Source organism: Actinomadura oligospora ATCC 43269, assembly GCF_000518265.1.
Lineage (GTDB): Bacteria > Actinomycetota > Actinomycetes > Streptosporangiales > Streptosporangiaceae > Spirillospora > Spirillospora oligospora.
This window is the reverse complement of the sequence record NZ_KI912410.1, coordinates 881559-902257: the sequence shown is the minus strand read 5'-3', so window position 1 is coordinate 902257 and position 20699 is coordinate 881559. Positions and strand designations below refer to the sequence as shown.

The 20699-nt window shown below is 72.7% G+C and carries 19 protein-coding genes and 1 tRNA gene; 6 read left to right on the top strand and 14 right to left on the bottom strand.

Translation table 11 applies throughout. The annotated features are described in order from the left end of the window. Positions 1-68: 68 nt before the first annotated feature. The 9 genes from P696_RS0135930 to P696_RS0135890 all read right to left on the bottom strand — a co-directional run bounded on the left by P696_RS0135930 (position 69) and on the right by P696_RS0135890 (position 11180). Positions 69-1826: an ABC transporter ATP-binding protein gene (locus P696_RS0135930; protein ID WP_051468554.1), complete on the bottom strand. Its 1758-nt coding sequence runs from the start codon at positions 1824-1826 to the stop codon at positions 69-71. After that, entirely contained in the window at positions 1823-2698 is an 876-nt protein-coding gene (locus P696_RS0135925; protein ID WP_026416110.1) for an ABC transporter permease, read from the bottom strand. The genes P696_RS0135930 and P696_RS0135925 overlap by 4 nt, the downstream gene beginning before the upstream one ends. Beyond that, the gene (locus P696_RS0135920) at positions 2688-3689 is read right to left on the bottom strand and encodes an ABC transporter permease (protein ID WP_245627937.1); all 1002 of its coding nucleotides are present in this window, start codon (positions 3687-3689) and stop codon (positions 2688-2690) included. Before P696_RS0135920 ends, P696_RS0135925 begins: the two co-directional genes overlap by 11 nt. After that, on the bottom strand, positions 3689-5263 hold the full coding sequence (locus P696_RS0135915; RefSeq protein ID WP_051468553.1) for an ABC transporter substrate-binding protein: 1575 nt from the start codon (positions 5261-5263) through the stop codon (positions 3689-3691). The genes P696_RS0135920 and P696_RS0135915 overlap by 1 nt, the downstream gene beginning before the upstream one ends. 75 nt (positions 5264-5338) lie before the next feature. Then, positions 5339-6826 (bottom strand): AMP-binding protein, encoded by a 1488-nt coding sequence (locus tag P696_RS0135910; RefSeq protein ID WP_034488398.1) that lies wholly within the window; start codon positions 6824-6826, stop codon positions 5339-5341. A gap of 325 nt (positions 6827-7151) precedes the next feature. Further along, positions 7152-7823, bottom strand: coding sequence for a DUF1444 domain-containing protein (locus P696_RS0135905; protein ID WP_026416106.1), 672 nt, complete (start codon positions 7821-7823; stop codon positions 7152-7154). Positions 7824-7874: 51 nt separating this feature from the next. Beyond that, positions 7875-9440 (bottom strand): cobyric acid synthase, encoded by a 1566-nt coding sequence (locus tag P696_RS50335; protein ID WP_051468552.1) that lies wholly within the window; start codon positions 9438-9440, stop codon positions 7875-7877. After that, positions 9437-10405 carry a cobalamin biosynthesis protein gene (locus P696_RS50330; protein ID WP_051468551.1) on the bottom strand — a complete coding sequence of 323 codons (969 nt, stop codon included), beginning with the start codon at positions 10403-10405 and terminating at the stop codon, positions 9437-9439. Before P696_RS50330 ends, P696_RS50335 begins: the two co-directional genes overlap by 4 nt. Continuing rightward, complete coding sequence (locus P696_RS0135890) at positions 10389-11180, bottom strand: phosphotransferase (RefSeq protein WP_157430113.1); 792 nt, start codon at positions 11178-11180, stop codon at positions 10389-10391. The genes P696_RS50330 and P696_RS0135890 overlap by 17 nt, the downstream gene beginning before the upstream one ends. 128 nt (positions 11181-11308) lie before the next feature. Here P696_RS0135890 and P696_RS0135885 point away from each other — a divergent pair. Further along, positions 11309-11385 (top strand) — tRNA-Arg (locus P696_RS0135885). A gap of 475 nt (positions 11386-11860) precedes the next feature. Here P696_RS0135885 and P696_RS50325 read toward each other — a convergent pair. Continuing rightward, positions 11861-12541 carry a TetR/AcrR family transcriptional regulator gene (locus P696_RS50325; protein WP_051468550.1) on the bottom strand — a complete coding sequence of 227 codons (681 nt, stop codon included), beginning with the start codon at positions 12539-12541 and terminating at the stop codon, positions 11861-11863. A 216-nt stretch (positions 12542-12757) separates the two neighbouring features. On the opposite strand from P696_RS50325, the gene P696_RS0135875 reads away from it, so the two are divergent. Both P696_RS0135875 and P696_RS0135870 read left to right on the top strand, forming a co-directional pair. Next, entirely contained in the window at positions 12758-13330 is a 573-nt protein-coding gene (locus P696_RS0135875; RefSeq protein ID WP_026416104.1) for a dihydrofolate reductase family protein, read from the top strand. A 181-nt stretch (positions 13331-13511) separates the two neighbouring features. Beyond that, complete coding sequence (locus tag P696_RS0135870) at positions 13512-14132, top strand: LysE family translocator (protein WP_026416103.1); 621 nt, start codon at positions 13512-13514, stop codon at positions 14130-14132. Between the two features lie 123 nt (positions 14133-14255). Here the strand turns inward: P696_RS0135870 and P696_RS50320 are convergent, their stop codons facing one another. The 3 genes from P696_RS50320 to P696_RS0135855 all read right to left on the bottom strand — a co-directional run bounded on the left by P696_RS50320 (position 14256) and on the right by P696_RS0135855 (position 17386). Next, the gene (locus P696_RS50320; protein WP_211245931.1) at positions 14256-15374 is read right to left on the bottom strand and encodes a S41 family peptidase; all 1119 of its coding nucleotides are present in this window, start codon (positions 15372-15374) and stop codon (positions 14256-14258) included. A 306-nt stretch (positions 15375-15680) separates the two neighbouring features. Next, a complete protein-coding gene (locus P696_RS0135860; RefSeq protein ID WP_026416102.1) occupies positions 15681-16880 on the bottom strand; it encodes a WD40 repeat domain-containing protein in 1200 nt (399 codons plus the stop codon). Then, the gene (locus P696_RS0135855; RefSeq protein WP_342669052.1) at positions 16877-17386 is read right to left on the bottom strand and encodes a SigE family RNA polymerase sigma factor; all 510 of its coding nucleotides are present in this window, start codon (positions 17384-17386) and stop codon (positions 16877-16879) included. Before P696_RS0135855 ends, P696_RS0135860 begins: the two co-directional genes overlap by 4 nt. Before the next feature lie 221 nt (positions 17387-17607). Between P696_RS0135855 and P696_RS0135850 the strand changes: the two genes are divergently transcribed. From P696_RS0135850 to P696_RS58945, 3 genes are all read left to right on the top strand, one after another. Continuing rightward, entirely contained in the window at positions 17608-18438 is an 831-nt protein-coding gene (locus P696_RS0135850; protein ID WP_211245930.1) for an MbnB/TglH/ChrH family RiPP precursor modification enzyme, read from the top strand. Further along, the gene (locus P696_RS0135845; protein ID WP_026416099.1) at positions 18438-19205 is read left to right on the top strand and encodes a hypothetical protein; all 768 of its coding nucleotides are present in this window, start codon (positions 18438-18440) and stop codon (positions 19203-19205) included. The genes P696_RS0135850 and P696_RS0135845 overlap by 1 nt, the downstream gene beginning before the upstream one ends. A gap of 124 nt (positions 19206-19329) precedes the next feature. Further along, positions 19330-19455 (top strand): hypothetical protein, encoded by a 126-nt coding sequence (locus P696_RS58945; RefSeq protein ID WP_281175022.1) that lies wholly within the window; start codon positions 19330-19332, stop codon positions 19453-19455. Positions 19456-19507: 52 nt separating this feature from the next. Here the strand turns inward: P696_RS58945 and P696_RS0135835 are convergent, their stop codons facing one another. Continuing rightward, complete coding sequence (locus P696_RS0135835; protein WP_034488395.1) at positions 19508-20668, bottom strand: FAD-dependent oxidoreductase; 1161 nt, start codon at positions 20666-20668, stop codon at positions 19508-19510. Between the last annotated feature and the right edge of the window lie 31 nt (positions 20669-20699).

The window sequence follows — 20699 nt, the reverse complement described above, 5'->3', positions numbered from 1 at the left end:
GGAGATTACGCTCCGCCCGATTCGTCCGGCGAATGAGTTTTGACTGGTGAGACCGCCTGCCCGGACGATCAGGCGGTCGGCTGGCGCAGCGTGGGCGTGGACGCCAGGAGGGCGGCCGTCTCCGCCGCCGTCCGGGTGGATTCGAGGTCGGCGGCGGGCAGGTCGTCCACCACGCGTCCCCCGGCCAGGACGACCACGCGGCCCGCGACGCGGCGCGCCACCCGCAGGTCGTGGGTGACGAACACGATCGCGAGACCCTCGTCCCGGCGCAGCTCGTCCAGCAGGGCGAGGACCCGCTCCTGCGTGATCACGTCCAGGCCGGTGGTCGGCTCGTCCGCGAGCAGGACCCGGGGCCGCGACGCCAGCGCCCGCGCGAGCGCGACCCGCTGACGCTCCCCGCCCGACAGCGTCCTCGGCCTGCGCTCCGCCAGCTCCGGATCGAGGCCGACCCGGGTGAGCAGGGCCGCCACGTCCGCGCGGGTCGCCCCGGCCTCGGCGATCACCTGGTGGACGGTGTGACGGGGGTCGAAGGAGGCGAGGGCGTCCTGGAAGACCAGGCCGGTGCGGCGACGCAGGGCGCGGCGGTCGCGGTCGGGCAGTGACCACACGTCCCGGCCTCCCGCAAGGACCTGGCCGTCCTGTGGACGGTCGAGCGCGGCGAGCACTCCGACCAGCGTGGACTTCCCCGATCCGCTGCGTCCGACGACCGCGACGGCCTCGCCCTCCCGGACGTCGAAGCCGACGCCGTCGAGCGCGACCGTCGTCCGACCTCGACGCGCGACGCGCCCGCTTCCGCCCAGAACGCGCCGCACCCCACGCAACGACATCACCAACGCCCCCGGCTCACCCGAACCGCCCAGACCCGAACCGCCCGGACCACCCGGCTCACCCGGACCGACCAGACCGCCTGGCCCCGGACCGCCCGGCTCGCCTAGACCACCCGGCTCAACCAGACCGCCCGGCTTCACCAGACCGCCCGGCTCGACCAGACCGCCCGGCTCAGCTGGAACGCGCGCGGACGGGGCCGGGTGCGGCGACATCTCCACGGCCACCTGCGGCTCGCCCCGAACTCGCGCGGGCGGGTCCAGGCGCGCGGCGGCGACCAGTTCGCGGGTGAAAGGGTGCTGCGGCTCGGCGAGGACGGTTCCGGACGGGCCGTGTTCGACGATGCGGCCGTCCGTGATGACGGCGACCTCGTCCGCCCAGCGCGCCGCGACGGCGAGGTCGTGTGTGATCAGCAGGACGGCCCGCTCCTCGTCCAGGGCCTGGGCGCGGACGGCGTCCAGCACCTCGGCCTGCGTGACCGGGTCGAGCGCGGTGGTCACCTCGTCCGCGATCAGCACGTCCGGGCCGAGGACGGTCGCGAGCGCCAGCGCGGCGCGCTGCGCCTGCCCCCCGGACAACTCGAACGGCCGCGCACCCCAGACCACGTCCGCATCCAACCCACACCGCCACAACGCCTCCCGCCCGTCGCCCGCCGATCCGTGGGCGTGGAGGGTTTCGGTGAGGTGGTGGCCGATGGTGATCGTGGGGTTGAGGCTGGCCAGGGCGTCCTGGAAGGCGTACCCGACGCGGCTCCCCCGGACGGCCCGCAGCTCTCGCGGGGACAGCGACAGCAGGTCGGTCTCGCCGAGCAGGATCGAGCCGCCGACCCGGACGCCCTCGCGGTGCAGTCCGACGACCGAGCGCGCCGTCAGCGACTTTCCACTGCCGGACGGTCCCACCAGCGCGACGACCCGTCCGCGGGGAACGGTCAGGTCCAGGCCGTCCACGACCCGGCGACCGGGGACGTCGATGGTCAGTGACCGGAAGGTGAGGGCGTTCACCAGGCGCTCCCTTCGCCCCGCGCGAACGCCGAGGCCAGGACGTTGACCGCGAGGATCGTCACGACCACGCACGCGGCCGGGAACGCGACGGTGTACCACTCGCCGGTCAGCAGATGCTGCTGGGCCTCGGTCAGCAGGTTCCCCCAGCTCGGACGGTTCGGGGGAACGCCGAGCCCGAGGAAGCTCAGCGTGGACTCGGTCAGGATCGCGTGCCCGACCTCGAAGGCGGCGATCGACGCGATCGGGGGCAGCGCGCCCGGCAGCAGGTGCCGCCGGAGCACCTGCCACCGCGACAGCCCGAGCGCGTACGCGGCGCGCACGTAGAGCCGTTCGCGCTGGCTGATCAGTTCCGCGCGGGCGGTGAGCGCGACCGGCATCCAGCTCGTCACCGCGATCGCGACGACGACCGTGCCGAGGGACGGTCCGAGCAGCGCCGACAGCGCGAGCGCGACGATCAGCATCGGGACCGAGAGCAGGACGTCCGCGACCCGGGAGATCACGGCGGACGGCCAGCGCGGCCCGGCCGAGGCGAGCGCGCCCAGCAGGACGCCGGCCGCGACCGTGACGGCCCCGGCGAGCAGTCCGGCGGACAGCGACGTCCGCGCGCCGTACAGCAACCGCGCCCACAGGTCGCGTCCGAGCAGGTCCGTGCCGAGCGGGTGCCCGGACGACCCGGGCGGCAGCCCCGTCGCGTCCGTGTCCGTCGCGATCGGATCGTGCGAGGTCAGCAGGGGTGCCGCGACCGCCGCCAGCGCCATGACCGCGAGGACCAGCCCCGCCGCCCACACCCCGGGCCGTCCGGCGGGCAGCCGGAACGCCAGCAGCCCCCGCCACGAAGCCCCGGCACGTATGGGCGAGGTCTCAGTGGGCATGGGCGGGCTCCAGCTTCACGCGGGGATCGAGCCAGGCGACGGCGAGGTCGCCGAGGAGGTTCGCGACCACGACGATCACCCCGGTCAGCAGGACGATCGCCGTGAGGACGGGATAGTCCTGGCTCTGCGCGGCGAGGATGGCCTGGCGGCCGATCCCGGGCCAGGAGAAGATCAGCTCGGTGGCGTAGGCGCCCGCGACGAGGCCGCCGACGCCGACGCCGAGGCGGGCCGCGAACGGGACGAGGCCGGGGCGCAGCAGGTGGCGCGCCACGACGACGCGTCCGGGGAGGCCGCGGGCGCGGGCGTTGTCGACGTGCGGGGCGGTCCGGAGGCGTCCGACGCCGGTCTCGACGAGGCGCGCGTACGCGCCGAAGTGGTGGCCGAACGCGAGGGCCAGCGCGGGCAGCACCAGGTGCGGCAGCAGGACGCCGAGGGTGACCGCCTGATCAGGCCCCGACAACCCGCCGGACGGCAGCCATCCGAGCCAGGCCGAGAAGATCCAGAGCAGCAGCAGCGCCACCACGAAACCGGGCATGCCGCCGACGACGAACAGCGCGGTCTCGATGCCGCGGCGCAGCCAGGCGCGGCGGGTGAGCGCGGCGGCGAGGCCGACCGCGACCGCGCCGAACACGCTGATCAGGACGGCCGCGCCGGTCAGCAGCAGCGTCCACGGGACGGTGTCCGCGAGCACCTCCGACACCGGACGTCCCGTCTTGTAGGAGGTGCCGAAATCACCGTGCAGGACGCCGCCCACCCAGCGTCCGTACCGGGTGGGCGGCGGATCGTCGAGCCCCATGGAGCGCCTCAGCTCGGCGACGGCGGCGGCGCTCGGCGGACGTCCGCCCGACCGCGCCTCCAGGATGTCCGCCGCCGGGTCGCCGGGCGCGGCGTCCAGCAGCGCGAAGCACAGCGCGGACAGGGCGACGACGACCGCGACGGCCGCCCCCGCCCTGCGCAGCACCGACCGCGCTAGGGCGTGCGAGACACGCACTAGGACCAGGACCACTTCTCGGCGTTCCAGAAGAAGCCGTAGCCGTGGTGGCCCAGCGTGCGCTGCTGCGGTCCCCTGAGCGTGTCCGGGATCGCGTTGTCGGTCTTGAGGTAGGAGATCCAGACGAACGGCGGGTCCTCGGCGAGCGCCTTCTGCAGGTCGGCGTACGCCGCCTTGCGGACGGCCGGGTCGTCGGTGTCACGGCCGCTGGCCAGGGCCTTGTCGACGTCCGGGTTGCTGTAGGAGCCGTAGTTCGAGCCGCCCTTGGCGAGCACCTCGCTGGACGAGAACGGGCCGAAGACCGACGAGTCCGGGTCGTAGGGCGTGCCCCAGCCGACGACGAAGGCGTCCAGGTCACCCCAGTGCTTGCGCACCCAGTCGCGCGGGCGCGGGTTCGGCTGGACGTCGAATCCGGCCTGCTTCAGCTGCGTCGCCGACACGTTCAGGATCGCGACGCGCGCGGAGTCCTCGGCGAACGTGCTCAGCTCGAACCGGACGGTCTTGCCGTCCTTGGCCCACAGGTTCTGCGCGTTCCTGGCGTATCCGGCGGACTTCATGAGCGTGTCCACCTTGGCCGTGTCGAACGCGAACGGCGCGGGCGCGGTCTTGTAGGGCGACTCGTCCAGCGGGCCGGTCGCGGGGCTGCCCTGCCCCTTGAGGACGCTCCGGACGATCGCGTCGCGGTCGACGGCGAAGTTCATCGCCTGCCGCACCCGCTTGTCGGCGAAGACGGGCTTGCGGAAGTTCAGCATCAGCGCGCGGTAGTCGGCGGTCGGGTAGGTCTCGACCTTGACCCGCTTCACCTTCCCGGCCTGCGCGACCTGCTGCGGCTGGACGTGCGCCGCGTCCACCTCGCCGGTCCTGAGCTGGATCAGCCGGGCGCTGTCGTCCGGGACGTACTTGATGACGATCTTCGGAAGCTTCGGCTTACCCTCGTAGTAACCGTCGAACGGCACGAGCTCGGCGTACTGCCCCGGCTTGTAGCTCGTCAGCCTGAACGGCCCGGCCCCGACCGGATTCCGCCCGAAGTCGGCGTCGGTCAGCTTCTTCCCCTGAAGGACGTGCTGGGGCAGCAGGCCGACCGCCATCGCGTCCAGCAGCGGCGCGAACGGGCGGCTGAGCTTCAGCGTCGCGGTCGTCGCGTCCGGCGTCTCCACCGACGCGACCGACGCGAAGTTGCGCGACAGCGGGACCTCGGCCCCCGCCCCCTTCATCTCCTCGATCGTGAACCTGACGTCCGCCGAGGTCAGCGGCTTGCCGTCCTGCCAGGTCAGGCCCTTGCGGAGGACGAAGGTGTAGGAGCGGCGATCGGGGGAGACCCGCCACGACTCGGCGAGGCCGGGCACCACCTTGTTGGCGGCGTCGTGGCGGGTCAGCCCGCGGAACACCATCTCGGTGACGGGGTCGATGTGCTCGTCCTGGAGGACGGGGTTCAGCGTGTCCGGCTCGTCCCCGATCGCGTAGGTGAACGTCCCGCCGGACTCGCCCCCGGCTCCGGAGCCGCCGCCCGCGCCCCCGCAACCGGCGGCCACCAGGACCGTCACCACCCCGATGACCAGCGCCGACTTACGCATATCACTCCTAGTTGCAAATTCTTCGCAACAAGGACCCTAGCAAGCGCGACGCCGGGACGCCGAGTCGGCGACCGCTTACCCCGGGGCCCGGCGGAGCGCGGAGCGGCGGATCTTGCCCGTGGACGTGCGCGGCAGCTCGTCCAGGAAGCTCACGCTCGCGGGCACCTTGTGCTCGGGCAGCCGCGTCCGCGCGAGGTCCAGCAGCTCGGCGAGCAGGACCATCTCGTCCGCGCCGTTGATCGCGACCGCGTACGCGTGCAGCGCCCCCGCCTCCGAGCCGTCCGGGACCACCGCGACCTCGACCAGGCCGGGGTGCTGGCCGAGGATCCGCTCCACCTCCAGCGGCGACACCCGCCGTCCCGACACCGTGACCTGGTCGAGCACCCGGCCGTGGTGGTGGACGAACCCGTCGTCGTCCACGTGCACCAGGTCGCCCGTGCGCAGCCAGCCGTCCGCCGACAGCACCTCGGCCGTCTGCCCCGGCTTGCCGAGGTACCCCGTCATCACCGACGGCCCCCGCACGTACAGCACGCCCGGCTCCCCCGGACGCGCCGTCCGGCCGTGCCCCGCCTCGTTCCGGACGGAGATCTCGTACGGGTCGAGCGGCACCCCGAGCGCGCCGCGCCGCCGCCGCGCCACCGTGTTCGACACGAACGTGTGCCCGACCTCCGTGCTGCCCAGGCCGTCCAGCACCGGGCAGCCGAGGACCTGCTCGATCCGGTCGGCGAGGGACGGCAGCAGCGGCTCGCCCGCCGACGCCGCCGCGCGCAGCGAGCCGAACGCGCGCCGCACCCCGGCGTCCCGTTCCGGCGCGGCGACCAGCCGCGCGTACCAGGTCGGGACGGTGAACAGCAGCGTCGGACGGTGCCGCCGCGCCTGCTCCGCCGCGCCCTCGACGCTCGGCTGCGCCGCCCACAGCACCGCCGCCGCCCCGCAGAACATCGGGAACAGCACGGTCGCGCCGAGCCCGTACGGGTAACACGCCTTGGCCAGCGAGAACACCACGTCCGAGGAGCTCATCGCGAGCGCCCCGACACCCATCGCGCGGAAGTACGCCTCCGCGTCGGCGTGCCGGTGCACCGCGCCCTTGGGCTTTCCGGTCGTCCCCGACGTGTACTGGACGTAGGCCGGATCGCCCGGCCCGACCGGCGCCGGATCGGGGACGGACGCGGGCTCGTCGGCCAGGTCGTCCCCGGTCAGGACCTGCGCCGACGGGAACCGGCCGGCGAGCTCCGGCGCGCAGACCACCACGCGCGGGCCGGAGTCGGACCGGATGTGGGCGTGCTCCTCCTCGCCCTGCTCGGGCCCGGCGAGGACCGCCACCCCACCGAGCCGGAGCGTTCCGAACAGGGCCGCGACCAGCGGGACCGAGTCGGGCAGCGCGAGCAGCACCCGATCCCCGCGCCGGACCCCGGCCGCGCGCAGCACCCCCGCCGCGCGCGCCGCGGCGTCGTGCACCTCGCCGTGGCTGAACGTCGCGTCTCCGGTGTGGAACAACGGCCGGTCGCGCCACCCGTGGGTGTCCGCGCGACCGGCCAGGACGGACGCGAGATTGCCTTCCAATGTCGGCTCCTTCCGCCTGGGACGACAAGCGGAGGCTACGCCGGGTAGGCGTACCGACACGGCCGGTTCATGCCGTTTCGGTCTAGCAAGGGGGGTAATTAGGTCATACCTACGGACACCACAGTCCGTCCTGGTTGTCTTGAAAGAACCGCATCTGAGCGGCCTTCGGGGGCTTTTAGGGCGGGATTTTCGGCCCCAACCCGTCCGGGAGCCCCCGGAATTCGGTCTACCGCCGTCCCCCTCGGACCGTGGTTTTCGGTCACCCCTTCGGGCACGCGCGGGACAGATGAGCCGTACGAGGAGGAAATTCCGGCCTTTCGGCAGGTCAGACGGGTAGAGGTTCCCACCCCGTGGGACGCCGCACCAGCAGGTCGCGGGTCAGGAGGGACCCGGCGGGGACGTCCCAGTTCGCCGGGACGGCCGGGTCGGCGGCGCGCTCGGCCGCCCACACCTGGTCGACCGCCCAGCGCAGCTTCGCGATCCCGTCCGCGTGCCCGGTGCCGGACGCGACGAACACGTCCCGGGCGGGCGCGGCCACGACCAGGTCGCCCTCCACGTCCTGGGCGAGCTTGTCGCAGAACCCCTCGTCCAGCAGGAGGCTCGCCTCGAGGCCGCCGCGTCCGGACGGGTCCTTGGCGTCCGCCGAGCCGAGCGTCACGGTCACCGCCCGGGCGTCCGGGTACCAGCTCATCCCCAGCTCGGGACGCAGGTCGCGCAGGTTGATCGACGCCTGCCGCGCCAGGTCGCGCGGGTCGATGCCGAGCTCCCCGCAGTGCCGCCGCGCCACGTGCTCGTACCGGCGTCCCGCGCCCGCGCCGGGCAGCGTCACCGTGCCGGGCTCGGCGGGCAGCTCCAGCGCGTACGTCACGTACACGTCGGCCGCGAACGGCTCGCGGATCGGCTCCTCGCCCGGCGGCAGCGGGAACTCCAGCTGCACGTCGCAGGGGACCTTGGCCCTCATGAGCGGCACCACGAGTCTGCTCCGCGGCTCGGTCACCGGCGAACCTCCTTGCACGGCGGGGTTGGCGGGGTACGCAAGTCGATCACCCTACCGGCCCACCCGCCCGGGAGAGCGCCCCACGCCGGTGTCCCCGCCGATCCGCGCGCCCGGGACGTCCGGTGGTCCGGCGGGTGGGACGAGGGGGAGGCCGGACGGCGCGCCGCGTTCGATGAGCGTCATGATCGCGGCGGTGTCGAGGTGCTCGTCGACGAGGTCGGCGACGGTGTCGAGGGCGGCCTCGCGGAGCGCGGCGAACGAGACGTCCGGCGCGGGCGTGAAGTCGCGTCCGGCGCGGGCGGCGACGTCGGCGAGGAACGCGCGCCGGAAGCCGTCGTTCTCCAGCGCGCCGTGCCAGGTCGTGCCGTACGTGGCGGCCACGCGGCAGCCGTCGAGGAACGGCTCGCCGCCGTCCGGCTCGACGATCCCGTGGTGGATCTCGTACGCCTGGACGGGCTGTCCGTACGCCGTTCCGGACGGCCGTCCGAGCGTCTTGTCCGCGCCGAAGACCACCCGCGTCGGGAGGAGCCCCAGGCCCTCGACCGTGCCCGCGCCCGACTCGTACTCGTCCTCGATCGTGCGGGCGAGCATCTGGTGTCCGCCGCAGATGCCGAGGATGGGCCCGCCCTCGTGCGCGCGCGTGACGATCGCGTCCGCGAGACCGCGTTCGCGCAGCCACGCCAGGTCTGCGACCGTCGCGCGCGAACCCGGCAGGATCACCAGGTCGGCGTCCGCGAGCTCGCCCGGCGTCGTCACATACCGGACGACCACGCCGGGTTCGCAGGTCAGCGCGTCCACATCCGTGAAGTTGGAGATACGCGGCACCCGGACGACCGCCACGCGCAGCGTCTCCCGCCCGACCGGAGGCGCGGACTGCGCGCGCGGGCCGTCCAGGGCGAGCGAGTCCTCGGCGTCCAGGTTCAGGCCCGGCCGCCACGGCAGGACGCCCAGCGTCGGACGGCCCGTCAGCGCCTCCAGCTGCACGAGCCCCGGCGCGAGCAGCTCCGCCGCGCCCCGGAACTTGTTGATCACGAATCCGGCGACCAGCGCCTGGTCCGCGGGCTCCAGCAGGGCCAGCGTGCCGAACAGGGACGCGAACACCCCGCCCCGGTCGATGTCCCCGACCACGATCACCGGGAGGTCCGCGGCGCGCGCGAGCCCCATGTTCGCCAGGTCGCCGCGCCGCAGGTTGATCTCCGCCGGGCTGCCCGCCCCCTCGCACACCACCACGTCGTGCGCCGCGCGCAGCTCGGCCAGGCTGTCGAGGACGACCTTCCGCAGCCGCTCCTTGTGCGCGCCGTACTCCAGCGCGTCCACCTCAGCGACCGGACGCCCGAGCAGCACGATCTGGCTCCGCCGGTCGCTGCCCGGCTTCAGCAGCACCGGGTTCATCAGCGCGGACGGCTCGACCCCCGCCGCCAGCGCCTGCGTGTACTGCGCCCGACCGATCTCCGCGCCGTCCGCCGTGACCATCGAGTTCAGCGACATGTTCTGCGCCTTGAACGGCGCGACGCGCACGCCCTGACGCGCCAGCCACCGGCACAGGCCCGCCGTCAGGACGCTCTTCCCCGCGTCCGACGTCGTCCCCGCCACCAGCAGCGCCCCACCGGACCTCATGCCCGAACCCCCTCGCCTCGCGTCCGCCATTCCGCTTCCCCTCGCGCGCACGCGAGGCCCGCGCACAGGACGGCCGCCGCAGCGGTCACCCGCGCCGACAGCCGCACCGCGTGCCGGATGTCGGCGACCTCCGGCGAACGCCCGTCGCCCAGCTCGGGGCGCGTCTCGACCTGCCCGCCGTACGCGTTGGCCCCGCCGAGCCGGACATCCAGGGCACCGGCGAACGCGGCCTCGCACCGCCCGGCGTTCGGGCTCGGGTGGGACGCGCCGTCCCGGCGCAGCACCCGCCACGCCTCGGACCGCCGTCCACGCGGCGCGACCGCCACCACCACCAGCCCCGTCAGCCGCGCCGGAACCCAGTTCACGACGTCGTCCAGCCGCGCGGACGCCCATCCGAACCGCTCGTAGCGCGGGCTGCGGTACCCGACCATCGCGTCCAGGGTGTTCGCGGCACGGTACGCCAGCAGCCCCGGGACCCCGCCGACCGCGCCCCACACCAGCGGCGCGATGGACGCGTCCGAGGTGTTCTCGGCCACCGACTCGACGGTCGCCCGCGCCAGCTCGTCCGCGCCCAGCCCGGCCGGATCACGCGCGCACAGGTGCCCGAGCCGTCCCCGCGCCGCCTCAAGATCCTGATCTTCGAGAAAGCCGCTCATGACGCGTCCCTCGCGCCCCAGGGACGTCCCGCCGAGCACGGCCCACGTCGCGAGCGCCGTCACCCCCGCGCGCACGAGGGGCCGCCCCCGGACGGCCCGCTCCACCGCAACGCCCCCGGCAAGCGTCCCGCCCACCAGAACAACCGTGTACGCGACCCCGCGCGCACGAGAGTCGGCGTACACCTTCTTCTCCAGCGCGGACGCCACCCGTCCGAACGCCGCGACCGGATGCCCACGCCTGGGATCACCCACCAGGGCGTCCAGCGCCACCCCGGCGAGCAGCCCGACGGCCCTAGACGAGACGCGCATCAAGCTCGTCCCAGTGGGTCTCCAACCAGTCCTGAGCCCGCCGGATGCGCGCACCCGCGCCCCCGCTCCACAGCCGCGCCCAGGCACCGCCGCCCTCGGCACGCGTCCTCATGGCCCGATACGACCGCTCGAACCGCACCAGCGCCGCGGGCAGCAGCTCACGCCGCTCCCCCGCCGCCAGCCCGTACGCGTCCGCGAAGATCCGCATCCGGCGTCCCACGTCCACCCCGTACAGCAGATCGTCACGATCGGCCGGGTCGGCGATCGGAGCCCAGTGCCGCAGCGCCGTCACCACGTCGTACATCCGCGTCGTCGGCCGCGCGAGATCGAAGTCGATCAACCCCACCGGCACACCACCACGGAACACCACGTTCTCGGGCGTCACATCGCAGTGCCCGATCAACTCCGCCGGACCGTCGAGATTCGACGCCGCCGTGTCCCAGGGATCATCCGGCCGCGTCCCGTACGAGACGACGGCGTCGTGGTACTCCCGCAGCAGCAGCCCGACCCCGGCCAGGGCCTCATCACTCACGGCCCACTCCGCCAACGGCCGCTGCGGACTCTCCCCGTCCACCCAGCTCAGGATCTCCCGGCCACGCTCGTCCACGCCGAGCATCCGGGGCGCCCCGTCGAACCCGACCGCCTCCAGATGCCGCAACAACCCGTGCACCGCCGGGCTGTGCGCCCCCATCACCCGCCGAACCGTCTCCCCGGCGCGCACCACGCCCTCGGTGACATCCCCGCCCGCGAGCGGCACCTCGATCTCCAGCACCACAAACCAGAACGATATGACCTGTTCGCACGTCCCGAAGCCGCCCGCCGCCCAAACCCCCCAAGGTGACCACGCCCCCTGGTCAAACAGTGCGAACACACCCCGCCTCGCTCTAGACTCCTCTCTCACAAGCGCCCATAGCTCAGCCGGATAGAGCAGCAGACTTCTAATCTGCCGGTCGGGGGTTCGAATCCCTCTGGGCGCGCCACCCACTGACCTGCAAAAACACCCGCACGGTCATGATCAAACCACGCCCACCTTGCCCCATTTCGCCCCCGTGGTCGCTCGGTGGTCGCTCGGCAGCCATCCAACGCCCGCCCCGCGGATTTGTGACCCACGCCACCCCACATGGCCCGCCGCGCCACACCGCACCCATGGGACCGGACCGGCGAGTCCGACAGCCCCCCGGCCCGCGCCCCGTGCGTTCGGACGCGTGAGCACGTCAGCCCCGGGCCTGTACGCCAACGGGTGGTCGGGTCACGCGGTGCGCATCGGACGCTGATCAAGATGCGGCCGGAGCGGACGCGCGACGTGGCGCACATAAGCCGCAGCCTGCCTCTGGACCCGTCCTTGACGCTTCCCCGCGTCGGGCTGCTCAGCCTGGTCCTGGCCAGCACCTCATCCCGATCAGCCGGTGCGCCGGTGGTGTCTTTCCGGCTGTCCCGCAATATCAGGCGGTCTCGTCAGGCCGGGGTCGGCGCGTCCGCCGCTGAGGTGTCGGGTCGTAGACCTTTGTCGATGAGGTCGATCAGGTCGTGTACGGCCGGGTCGGTGAGCTCGTCGGGGAGGCCGCGCAGTGGGCCGTCGATGAGCAGGACCGCCAGGCCGTGCACGCACGACCAGACCAGGAACTCGGCTCCGGGTCGGCGCTCGGGGGCCATCAGCGCGCAGTCGACCAGGCCGTCCAGAGCCTCGCCGAGCAGTTGGAACGGGGTCAGGCCGCCGTGCCCCGCCGAGACGGTGTCCTGGGCCCGGGTCATGTCGTCGGGGACGTAGAAGGCCGCGCGGAACAGGCCGGGTTCGGTGCGGGCGAAGCGCAGGTAGCCGGTGCCGACGGCGCGGAAGCGGTCGCGGGCGCCCTGGACGGGGTCGTCGGTGGGGGGAAGGGCGGCGATGTCCTCCTCCATGGCGTGGGCCAGTTCGGCCATGGCTCGCAGAGAGATCGCCTGCACCAGAGCGTCGCGGTTGGGGAAGTGCCTGTAGGCGGCGTTGGGCGCGACCCCGACCCGCCGGGTGGTCTCGCGCAGGGCGATCGCCTCGGGGCCGCCGGTGCGGGCCAGTTCGGTTCCCGCCTCGATCAGGGCCTGGCGCAGGTCGCCATGGCGGTAGGTGTCGCGGGTGGGCTTGCCAGGGCGCTCGGGCATGGCCGGAAACCTCTCAAGTGGACAGCGTCCACATGAGTATGCCATGATCCTGCCACGCCAGAATGTGGACGCCATCCACATAGCGTTTTCCCTGATCAGAGCGGATAAATGCCCTGGCTACCTGACCGCTTTGGCGGCGTCGCACGACACCACCGGACGCTTGCGCCGACGAGCGACGCGCCCGCACCCCGATACGCGAGAACAAGAGGATCCGCCATGCGCACGTTGATCAGCACCGCGTTCGTCTCCACCGACGGCGTTGTGGAGGGCCCCGGCGGTGAGCCCGGCTACCGCAACTCCGGCTGGACGTTCAAGGACGTCGAGTTCGTCCCGGAGGCGTTCGAGATCAAGGGGCGGGAGCAGGAGGAGGCGGCCGCGATGATGATGGGCCGCGCCAGCTACGAGGCGTTCAGCAAGGTCTGGCCGGGGATGGCCGAGTTCGCCCGGTACAAGACCCTGCCGAAGTACGTCGTGTCCACCACCATGACCGAGGACGACCTGGTCGACGACTGGGGCGACACCACGATCCTGCGCTCCCTGGACGAGGTCGCCGCCCTGAAGGAGACCGACGGCGGGCCGATCATCGTCCACGGCAGCGCCTCGCTCAACCACGCCCTGTCTGACGCCGGCCTGATCGACCGCTACCACCTGCTGGTCTTCCCGGTGCTGCTCGGCGCGGGCAAGCGCCTGTTCAGCACCACCGACAAGGACACCCAGAAGCTCAAGCTCGTCGAGCACGCCGTCTACAGCAACGGACTGCAGAAGCAGATCCTCGACGTCCTCCACTAGCCAGACCGCACAACGGCCGGGCGTGAGGCGAATCGGACCGGAATCCGCCTCCAGGCGCGTCGGCCGGACAGAGCAGCAACTCTGTCCGGCCTCGGCCACCGCACCCGCCCAGTAAGCGGCCCCGCCCGCTCCGAGGGGGCCAGATGGACATGATCGGTAGTGAGACTCCACGATAGGGCGCATGCTGAGCACCCTCTTCGCCTTTCTCGGCGCCTGCACCCTGATCGCGGCCTCGCCCGGCCCGAGCACGATGCTGATCATCCGACAGTCCCTGCGCAGCCGACGTGCCGGTTTCCTCACGGTGCTGGGCAACGAGACCGGCGTCTTCATTTGGGGTGTCATCGCGGCACTCGGGCTCACCGCACTGCTCGCGGCCTCTCAGTTGGCGTACGACGTCATGCGGATCGCCGGGGCCGTGACTCTGGTCGGCTTCGGTATCAAGACGCTGTTGGACGTCCGTGGCGAGCGGGGAGAAGAGGAGAGACAGGATGCACAGGCAGTGCACTCGGGCTGGGCTTCGTACCGCTCGGGCCTACTGCTGAACCTCGCCAACCCCAAGGCCGCGGTGTTCGCGATGTCCTTCCTGCCGCAGTTCGTGCCCGCAGGCGCCCCTCATCTGCCCACCATGATCGGCCTGGCGGCCATCTGGGCCGTCTTCGAGGTCGGCTACTACGGACTGTACGTATGGTTCGTCGGCCGGATGAAGAAGATCATCTCCCGGGCCAAGGTACGCCAGCGCCTCGAGTGGGTCTCCGGCACTGTGCTGGTCCTTCTTGGTGTTCGGATGGCTATGGAGAGCTGAGGGCGGCTGACGCCGTGGGTCAAGTCTGACCAGACCGTCGAGGCGCAACGTGCTCAACCGTTCTTCCCGCCACTACCTACTGGATTGGGGTGGCTTGGGAGTTCTGGGGGCGGGGGACCGGGGTTACGGCTTGAGGAGAGCTGCTGCCTTTGCCAGGGCCGGGTCTTTGCCCGCGGACGCGTCCGCGGCGGTGAGCGGCGCGTGGAAGTCCGGGGGGACGCCGATTCCGTCCATGATCTCGCCGTTGGCGCCGATGGCGCGCTGGGAGGGGAAGCGGATCACGCTGGTGTTGTCGTTGAGCGCGTACAGCTGGGTGGGGCCGGAGTTGGCCCCCGCGGTGCGGGTGCCGACGAGCTTGCCCAGGTGGAGGTCCTTGACGCCCATGGCGAACGCGTCGCACGCGGAGGCGCAGCCGTCGTCGGTGAGCGTGACCATCGGCAGGTGGAGCAGCGGGGTGCTGTCGTCCACGCGCTGGGGGTCGCAGGTGCCGTTGGCGTTGCAGAAGGACATGACCGTGGCGTCGTGGACGAAAGCACCCAGAAGTACGTTGCCCTCGGCGGCGACCCCGCCGCGGTTGCCGCGCACATCGAAGATGACGCCGGTCAGCTCGGTGGTCGCCCGGAGATCGGCGATGGCCTTGAGGACGTCCTTGGCGACGCCCGGGTAGAAGGCGTCGAAGCGAATGCGGGCGACGCTGCCGTTCACCAGGGTGGCGTCCACGTGTGGCTTGGGCTGCGCGGCCAGTTCGCCGGGGGTGACGCTCACCTTCCGGGTCTTGCCGGTAGCGGGCCGCTGAACGGTGAGGGTCACCGGCGTGCGCTGCGGGTACGGCGGGCGGAGGTAGTCCAGGATTCCGGAGTTGAGCTTTCCGTTGGTGAAGGCCGGGACGCCGTTCACCGACTCGATGACGTCACCTGGCTTGAGCCCGGCCGCGGCGGCGGGGGTGCCCGCGCCGACCGTGCTGAGGAAGAGCGGCCCGGTGAAGTCCGGGGCGGTCTCCGCCCGGGGAAGGGTGTAGTTCAGGCCGACCCCGAGGCCCCACGGGTGGGGGTCCTGCATGGGGCCGCCCGGACCGCCGGGGCCCTGGTACCCGGCGTGGTCGTCGTGCAGGGCGGCGGGCCGTGTCGTTTTCACCAGGGCGGCGGAGGCGGTCGTGCCCGGATGGACTCCGCTGGCGACGAGGATGCCACCTGCCAGTACGGCCGCGCCGATCGCGGCCAGTGCGGGCCGCTTTCGGGTCATCCGGGTCCGGCGGCGGCCAGCCCGCCGGCTCGCCGGCACGGGGTCGCCCGGCTTGTCGGCAGGGGGCATGTCGTTACTCATGTGGAGTGCTCCCGAACTCATTTCGGTCTCACGGACGGAGCGGCGCCGCTGCGACCCGCACGCTGCAGCACCAGGCAGCCGGAAGCGGCGCTCGACAAGGGCATGGATGTTCCCCGGGGGATGCGTGGCAGTGTGATCAAGAAGCTGCGACGCCATGCAACCGGGAGCGGCATAACGGCGCTGTAACCCTCCACACCTCCCCAGCCCAGGCCCGAGCCAAGGCGTTCAGGGGAGGTAGCCGCCGAGGGCCACGGCGGACTGGGATGTCTGGATCGTGAAGGTCCTGCCGACGTCGCGGTATTTGCCGGTGGTCAGGTCGACGATGACGCCTCGTAGGGCCCGGGGCGGTATCCCCCTCTTGCGCGCATCCGGGTGCCCGGACAGATCCCTCGTGGTGAAGTACGTCGTCGGGCCCGTCCAGGCATGGGCCCCACCCACGCCGTCGATCCGGCGCACGGAGGTGATCTTGCCGGTGGCGACGTCCACGAGGACGGCCTTGTCCAGACTCGTCGTGAAGGTGAGGAGCGTGCGCCCGTCGGGAGAGAGCAGGTTGCCGGAGGAGCCGCGCAGGTCGACCTCCGGATCGAGCGGGACGCTGGCGCGGACGGAGCCGTCCGCGCCGGAGACGGTCAGGGGCGTCCGCTCGTCCTCGGTGTCGGCCTGCACGATCGTGGAGGCGTCCCGGCTGAGGCCGATCACGGTCCCGGCGTGCAGGGCCGTCGCGGCTCCGGTTCTGGTGTCGACCAGCAGCGTCCGGCCGCTCTGGTCCACCTTCGGGGAGAGGGCGAGGCGTGTTCCGTCGCCGGAGAACATCATCAGGGGGATGGCCGCCGGAGCGGTGCGCGCGCTGACCGGCGTGACCCTTCCCGAGGTCAGGTCGCGGACCACGAGCCGCTGGTCCTTCGCGCGGTAGTAGGCGATGCGCCATCCGTCCGGGCTGACGACCAGCGGCGCGGAGCCGCTCATGTAGTCCTCCGGCTTCACCACGCGCGAACCGACCGCGTCCGGCAGGCGCCACTGCTTCCCCGACCGGCCGACCAGCCGCCACTGGGCGCAGTCGCCCTTGGCGCTCGTCGTCTCCTTGAGGCTCTTTCCCCTGCAGTAGTCGAGGAAGGCGAACACGATCGGTTCGACCTTGCCGGACGGCAGTCGCCCGGGCAGCACGCCCGGAGGGTTGAGGACCTTGCCGGGCTCGGTGACCAGAGGCCGGTCAGGCTGTGCGGCGGGCCTGGCGGGCTCGGCACCGCCTCCGGCCAGCGTCGCCCCGACGAGGATCGCCGCGGCGGCGGTGGCGGCCACGGAGGGGACGGCGATGAGACGGACGCGCCTGCGGCGGCGGGCACCGGCCAGGACCTGGGCGGCGCTCACCTCGGACGGAGCCCCCTGGGCAAGTTCGTGCAGTGCGTCGTGCAGGCGGGGGCTCATCGCGCCACCTCCGGGATCTCGGTGTCGGTCAGGAGATCGGCGAGCCCGGGTTCGAGGGCGCGCAGCCGCGCGAGGGCGCGGTGGGTCTGGCTCTTCACCGTGCCGACCGAGCAGCCCAGCAGCCGCGCGGTCTCGGTCTCGGAGCGGTCCTCGTAGAAGCGCAGCACGATCATCGCGCGCTGCTTGGCGGTCAGCCTTCCGAGCGCCTGGCCCAGGAGGATCGTCCGCACCGCGCGGTCGGCGATGTCGGGATGGCCCGCCGGCTCGGGCGGGTCCGCGCTCGGGTGGACGTGCCTGCCGCGGCGCTTCCACCAGTTGAGATGCTCGTGGTAGAGGATCTTGCGCACGTAGGACTCGGGATCGCCGCCGGCCGCCACGCGCCGCCACCGGGGCGCGAGCTTGACCAGGGCGGCCTGCACGAGGTCCTCGGCGAGATGCCGGTCACCGGTGAGCAGGAACGCCGACCGCAGCAGCGCCGGTCCCCGCGCCGCAACGAATTCGGACAAGCCGTCGTATCGCACCATCCGCCTCCTTGTTCCCCGTTACACACACCGGAGAGGCGGCAAAGGTTGGCACCCGGCGAGGATTATTCGATCAAGGCGTCGGCTCGCCGGGGAAGGGTTTGCGGGGTGTTGACCGGAACTTCTGCGTCGCCCTGGCATGGCCAGGAAAGGACACTGTCAGTAATTCTTGCGCTTCGAGCGGTGAGGGGCGGACGGTGGGGACGTTGCCGAGGCTGGGATCGGGGCTGGGGTACCGGGCGGAGCTGGCCGAGGACATCGACCTGCACGCCGACCGGATCGACTGGCTGGAAGTGATCAGCGAGCACTTCCTGTTCGCGCGCGAGGCCCGGGAGCGGCTGCGGGAGCTGGCTCGGCGGTTCCCGGTCGTCCCGCACGGGGTGGAGCTGTCCATCGGGTCCGACCGGGAGCCGGACGCGGCCTACCTGGAGGCGCTGGCCTCCCTGGTCGAGGACGTCGACGCGCCCTGGTTCAGCGATCACCTGTGCTTCACCAGGACGGACGAGGTGGCGCTCGGGCTCCTGGCTCCCCTGCCGCGCACCCGGCAGGTCGCGCGGCGTCTGGCCGGACGGGCGGACTGGGTGCGGCGAACGGTCGGACGGCCGTTCCTGCTGGAGAACATCACCTACTACGTGGACCTGGCCACCCCGCTGACCGAGGCGCAGTTCATCGCCGAGGTGCTGGAGCACTGCGACTGCGGCCTGCTGCTGGACGTGGCCAACCTCGACATCAACGCCCGCAACCACGGCTTCGACCCGCTGGACTTCCTGGACACCCTCCCCCTCGAACGCGTCGTCCAGGTCCATCTGGCCGGTGCGGGCGAGGAGGAGGAGATGACCCTCGACACGCACAGCGAGGCGGTCCCGGCCAGGGTGTGGGACCTGCTGGAGGAGGTCGTCGCGCGCACGCCGGTCCAGGCCGCGCTCATCGAGCGGGACGCCAACTTCCCCGACGACTTCACCGAGCTGCTGGACGAGGTCGGCCGGGCCCGGACCGTCCTCGCGTCGCGTCCCGCCGAGCTGATCGGCGGCGCGTGATGGGCCTGGCGGACGCGCTGGCCGCCATGCTGACCAACGAGGACGACCTCGCGCTGCTCCGGCGGGACCCGACGGCGCTCCGCGACCGGTTCGCGCTGACCGAGAACGAGCTGGCCATGCTCGCGGGAGCCGGGCCCGCCGGTTACCGGGTCACCCGCCGCAACGTCCAGGCCAAGCTGCGGCGCGCCATCGGGGGCTGCCTCCCTGTCACCGTCGCCCACCTGCACCGTCACCACCCCGACCTGTGGGAACGGTTCGCGTCCGGGCTCGTCCGGCCGCCGCAGCCGGTGCACAGGCACGGCATCTGGGAGTCCGAGCGGCTGACGGACTGGCTCACCGCCCGCGACCTCGCCCCGGTGGCCGACTACGCCCGCTACGAGCTGGAACGCGCCAAGCTGCGGCGCGCCGACCATGACAGGACCGGTCGAGACCCGGCGGACGTCCTCGGACCTGGAACTGGAACTGGAACCGACCGGCCGCTGACGCTGTCGAGCGACGTGCGGATCCTGATGTTCGACCATGACGTCACCGCCGGTCCCCCGCTCGCCGATCTCCCGGTCCGGCGTACCCACGTCGTCCTGCACCGGCCGTCCCCGTCGTCCCACCTGCAGACCTACCGGGTCAGCCCGGGGACCGCCCTGCTGCTGGCCGGCTGCGACGGCACGCGCACCACCCAGCAGCTCGTCGCCTGCGCCGCCAGCGACCCCGCCGCCGTCCGGACCGCGCTGGACCGCCTCATGGCCGCCGACCTCGTGCGTCCCGCGTGATCACCCACCGGCTCCCGCGCCCGCGCGCCTGAGCGGCGGGCGAGCGCGGGGAACCCGGCCCGCCAACGGGCCACCGACACCGGGCCCGCCGGACGGCGGGCCCCTCACGAAGGGAGAACGGACCATGGAGCCGCAGCTCACCGAAGAGGAGAAGACCGACCAGGAGTTCACCCTGGAACCCGTCGAGGACCACTCCGACACGACCGCCGAAAGCTCTGCCGGCTGCAGCTCCTGCGCCTGCAGCAGGTGACCGCCGGCACCGAGACGAGGGCGGGGCGGCCCGTGCCCCGCCCTCACCGTCCTCAGTGGCGGGACAGGTGGGCGAGGACGTGGGTCACGGGGCGGAGGCTCGCGGCCCTCAGCAGGAAGTCGCGCCTGAGGAGTTCGGACCGGGTGGACGGCGCGTGCATCGCGGCGGCGCGGCGTGCCCGGGTCTGGAAGCGGTCGGCCTCGGGGCGCAGCCGGGCCTCCCAGGCGGTGAGGGCGGCCGGGATGTCGGCCGGTTCGGCTTCGAGGGCGGTGCCCAGGAGGTCGGCTCCGGCCATCGACAGGGACGCGCCGTAGCCGGAGAACGGGGTGAGGCACCAGGCGGCGTCGCCGACGAGGACGACGCGTCCCCGGTGCCAGCGGTCGGCGGCGATCTGGGCGACGCCGTCGAAGTAGACCGAGTCGGTGTCGGCGAGCTGGCCCAGGAGGTCGGGGACGACCCAGCCGAGGTCGCCGTAGCGGTTCGCGAGGGTCTGTTCGGGTCCGAGGGCCCGGTCCCCGGCGGGGTCGGAGCTCTTGTGGATGAAGTAGGCGGCGGCGCGGTCCCGTCCCAGGGACGCGACGGCGATGCTGCGGCCGGGAGGGGAGAACGTGGTGACGGCCCTCTCCGCCAGGCCCGCGGGGAGTTTCCGCAGGCTGAACGCGGCGACGGTGTAGCCGAGGTCGCGGAGGACGGACGGTCCGACGTCGAAGGCCAGGTCGCGGACGGCCGAGTGCAGGCCGTCCGCGCCGACCAGGAGGTCCGCGCGCTCGGTGGTGCCGTCGTCGAGGACGGCCCGGACGCCGTCCTCGTCCTGGGCGATGGACGTCACGGTCGCGCCGAAGCGGACCTCGACGTCGTCCGGGACGGCGGTGAACAGGACGTCCTCGATGTCGCCGCGCAGGAGGTTGAGGGCCCGCCCGCCCCGGAGGGCCTCGGCCCGGTCGGCGGGGAGGGTGAAGCGCCGTCCGCCGTCGGCGTTGACGAAGAGAAGGTCCACGTCGAAGTGGCGTTCGCGCAGGCCGGGGAGGATGCCGAGCGCTTCGGCGGCGGCGTGGCCCCCGCCGGTCAGCGTCAGGGCGTAGCCGCCCCGGCGGCGGGCGGGCGCGCGTTCGAGCAGCAGGACGTCCCAGCCGATGCCGCGCAGGCGCAGCGCCGTGGTCAGTCCCGCGATGCCCGCTCCCACGACGATGGCCCGCCGGATGTCGGAACCCATGGCTCCCCCTTTGATGATGAACGAGTGCTCA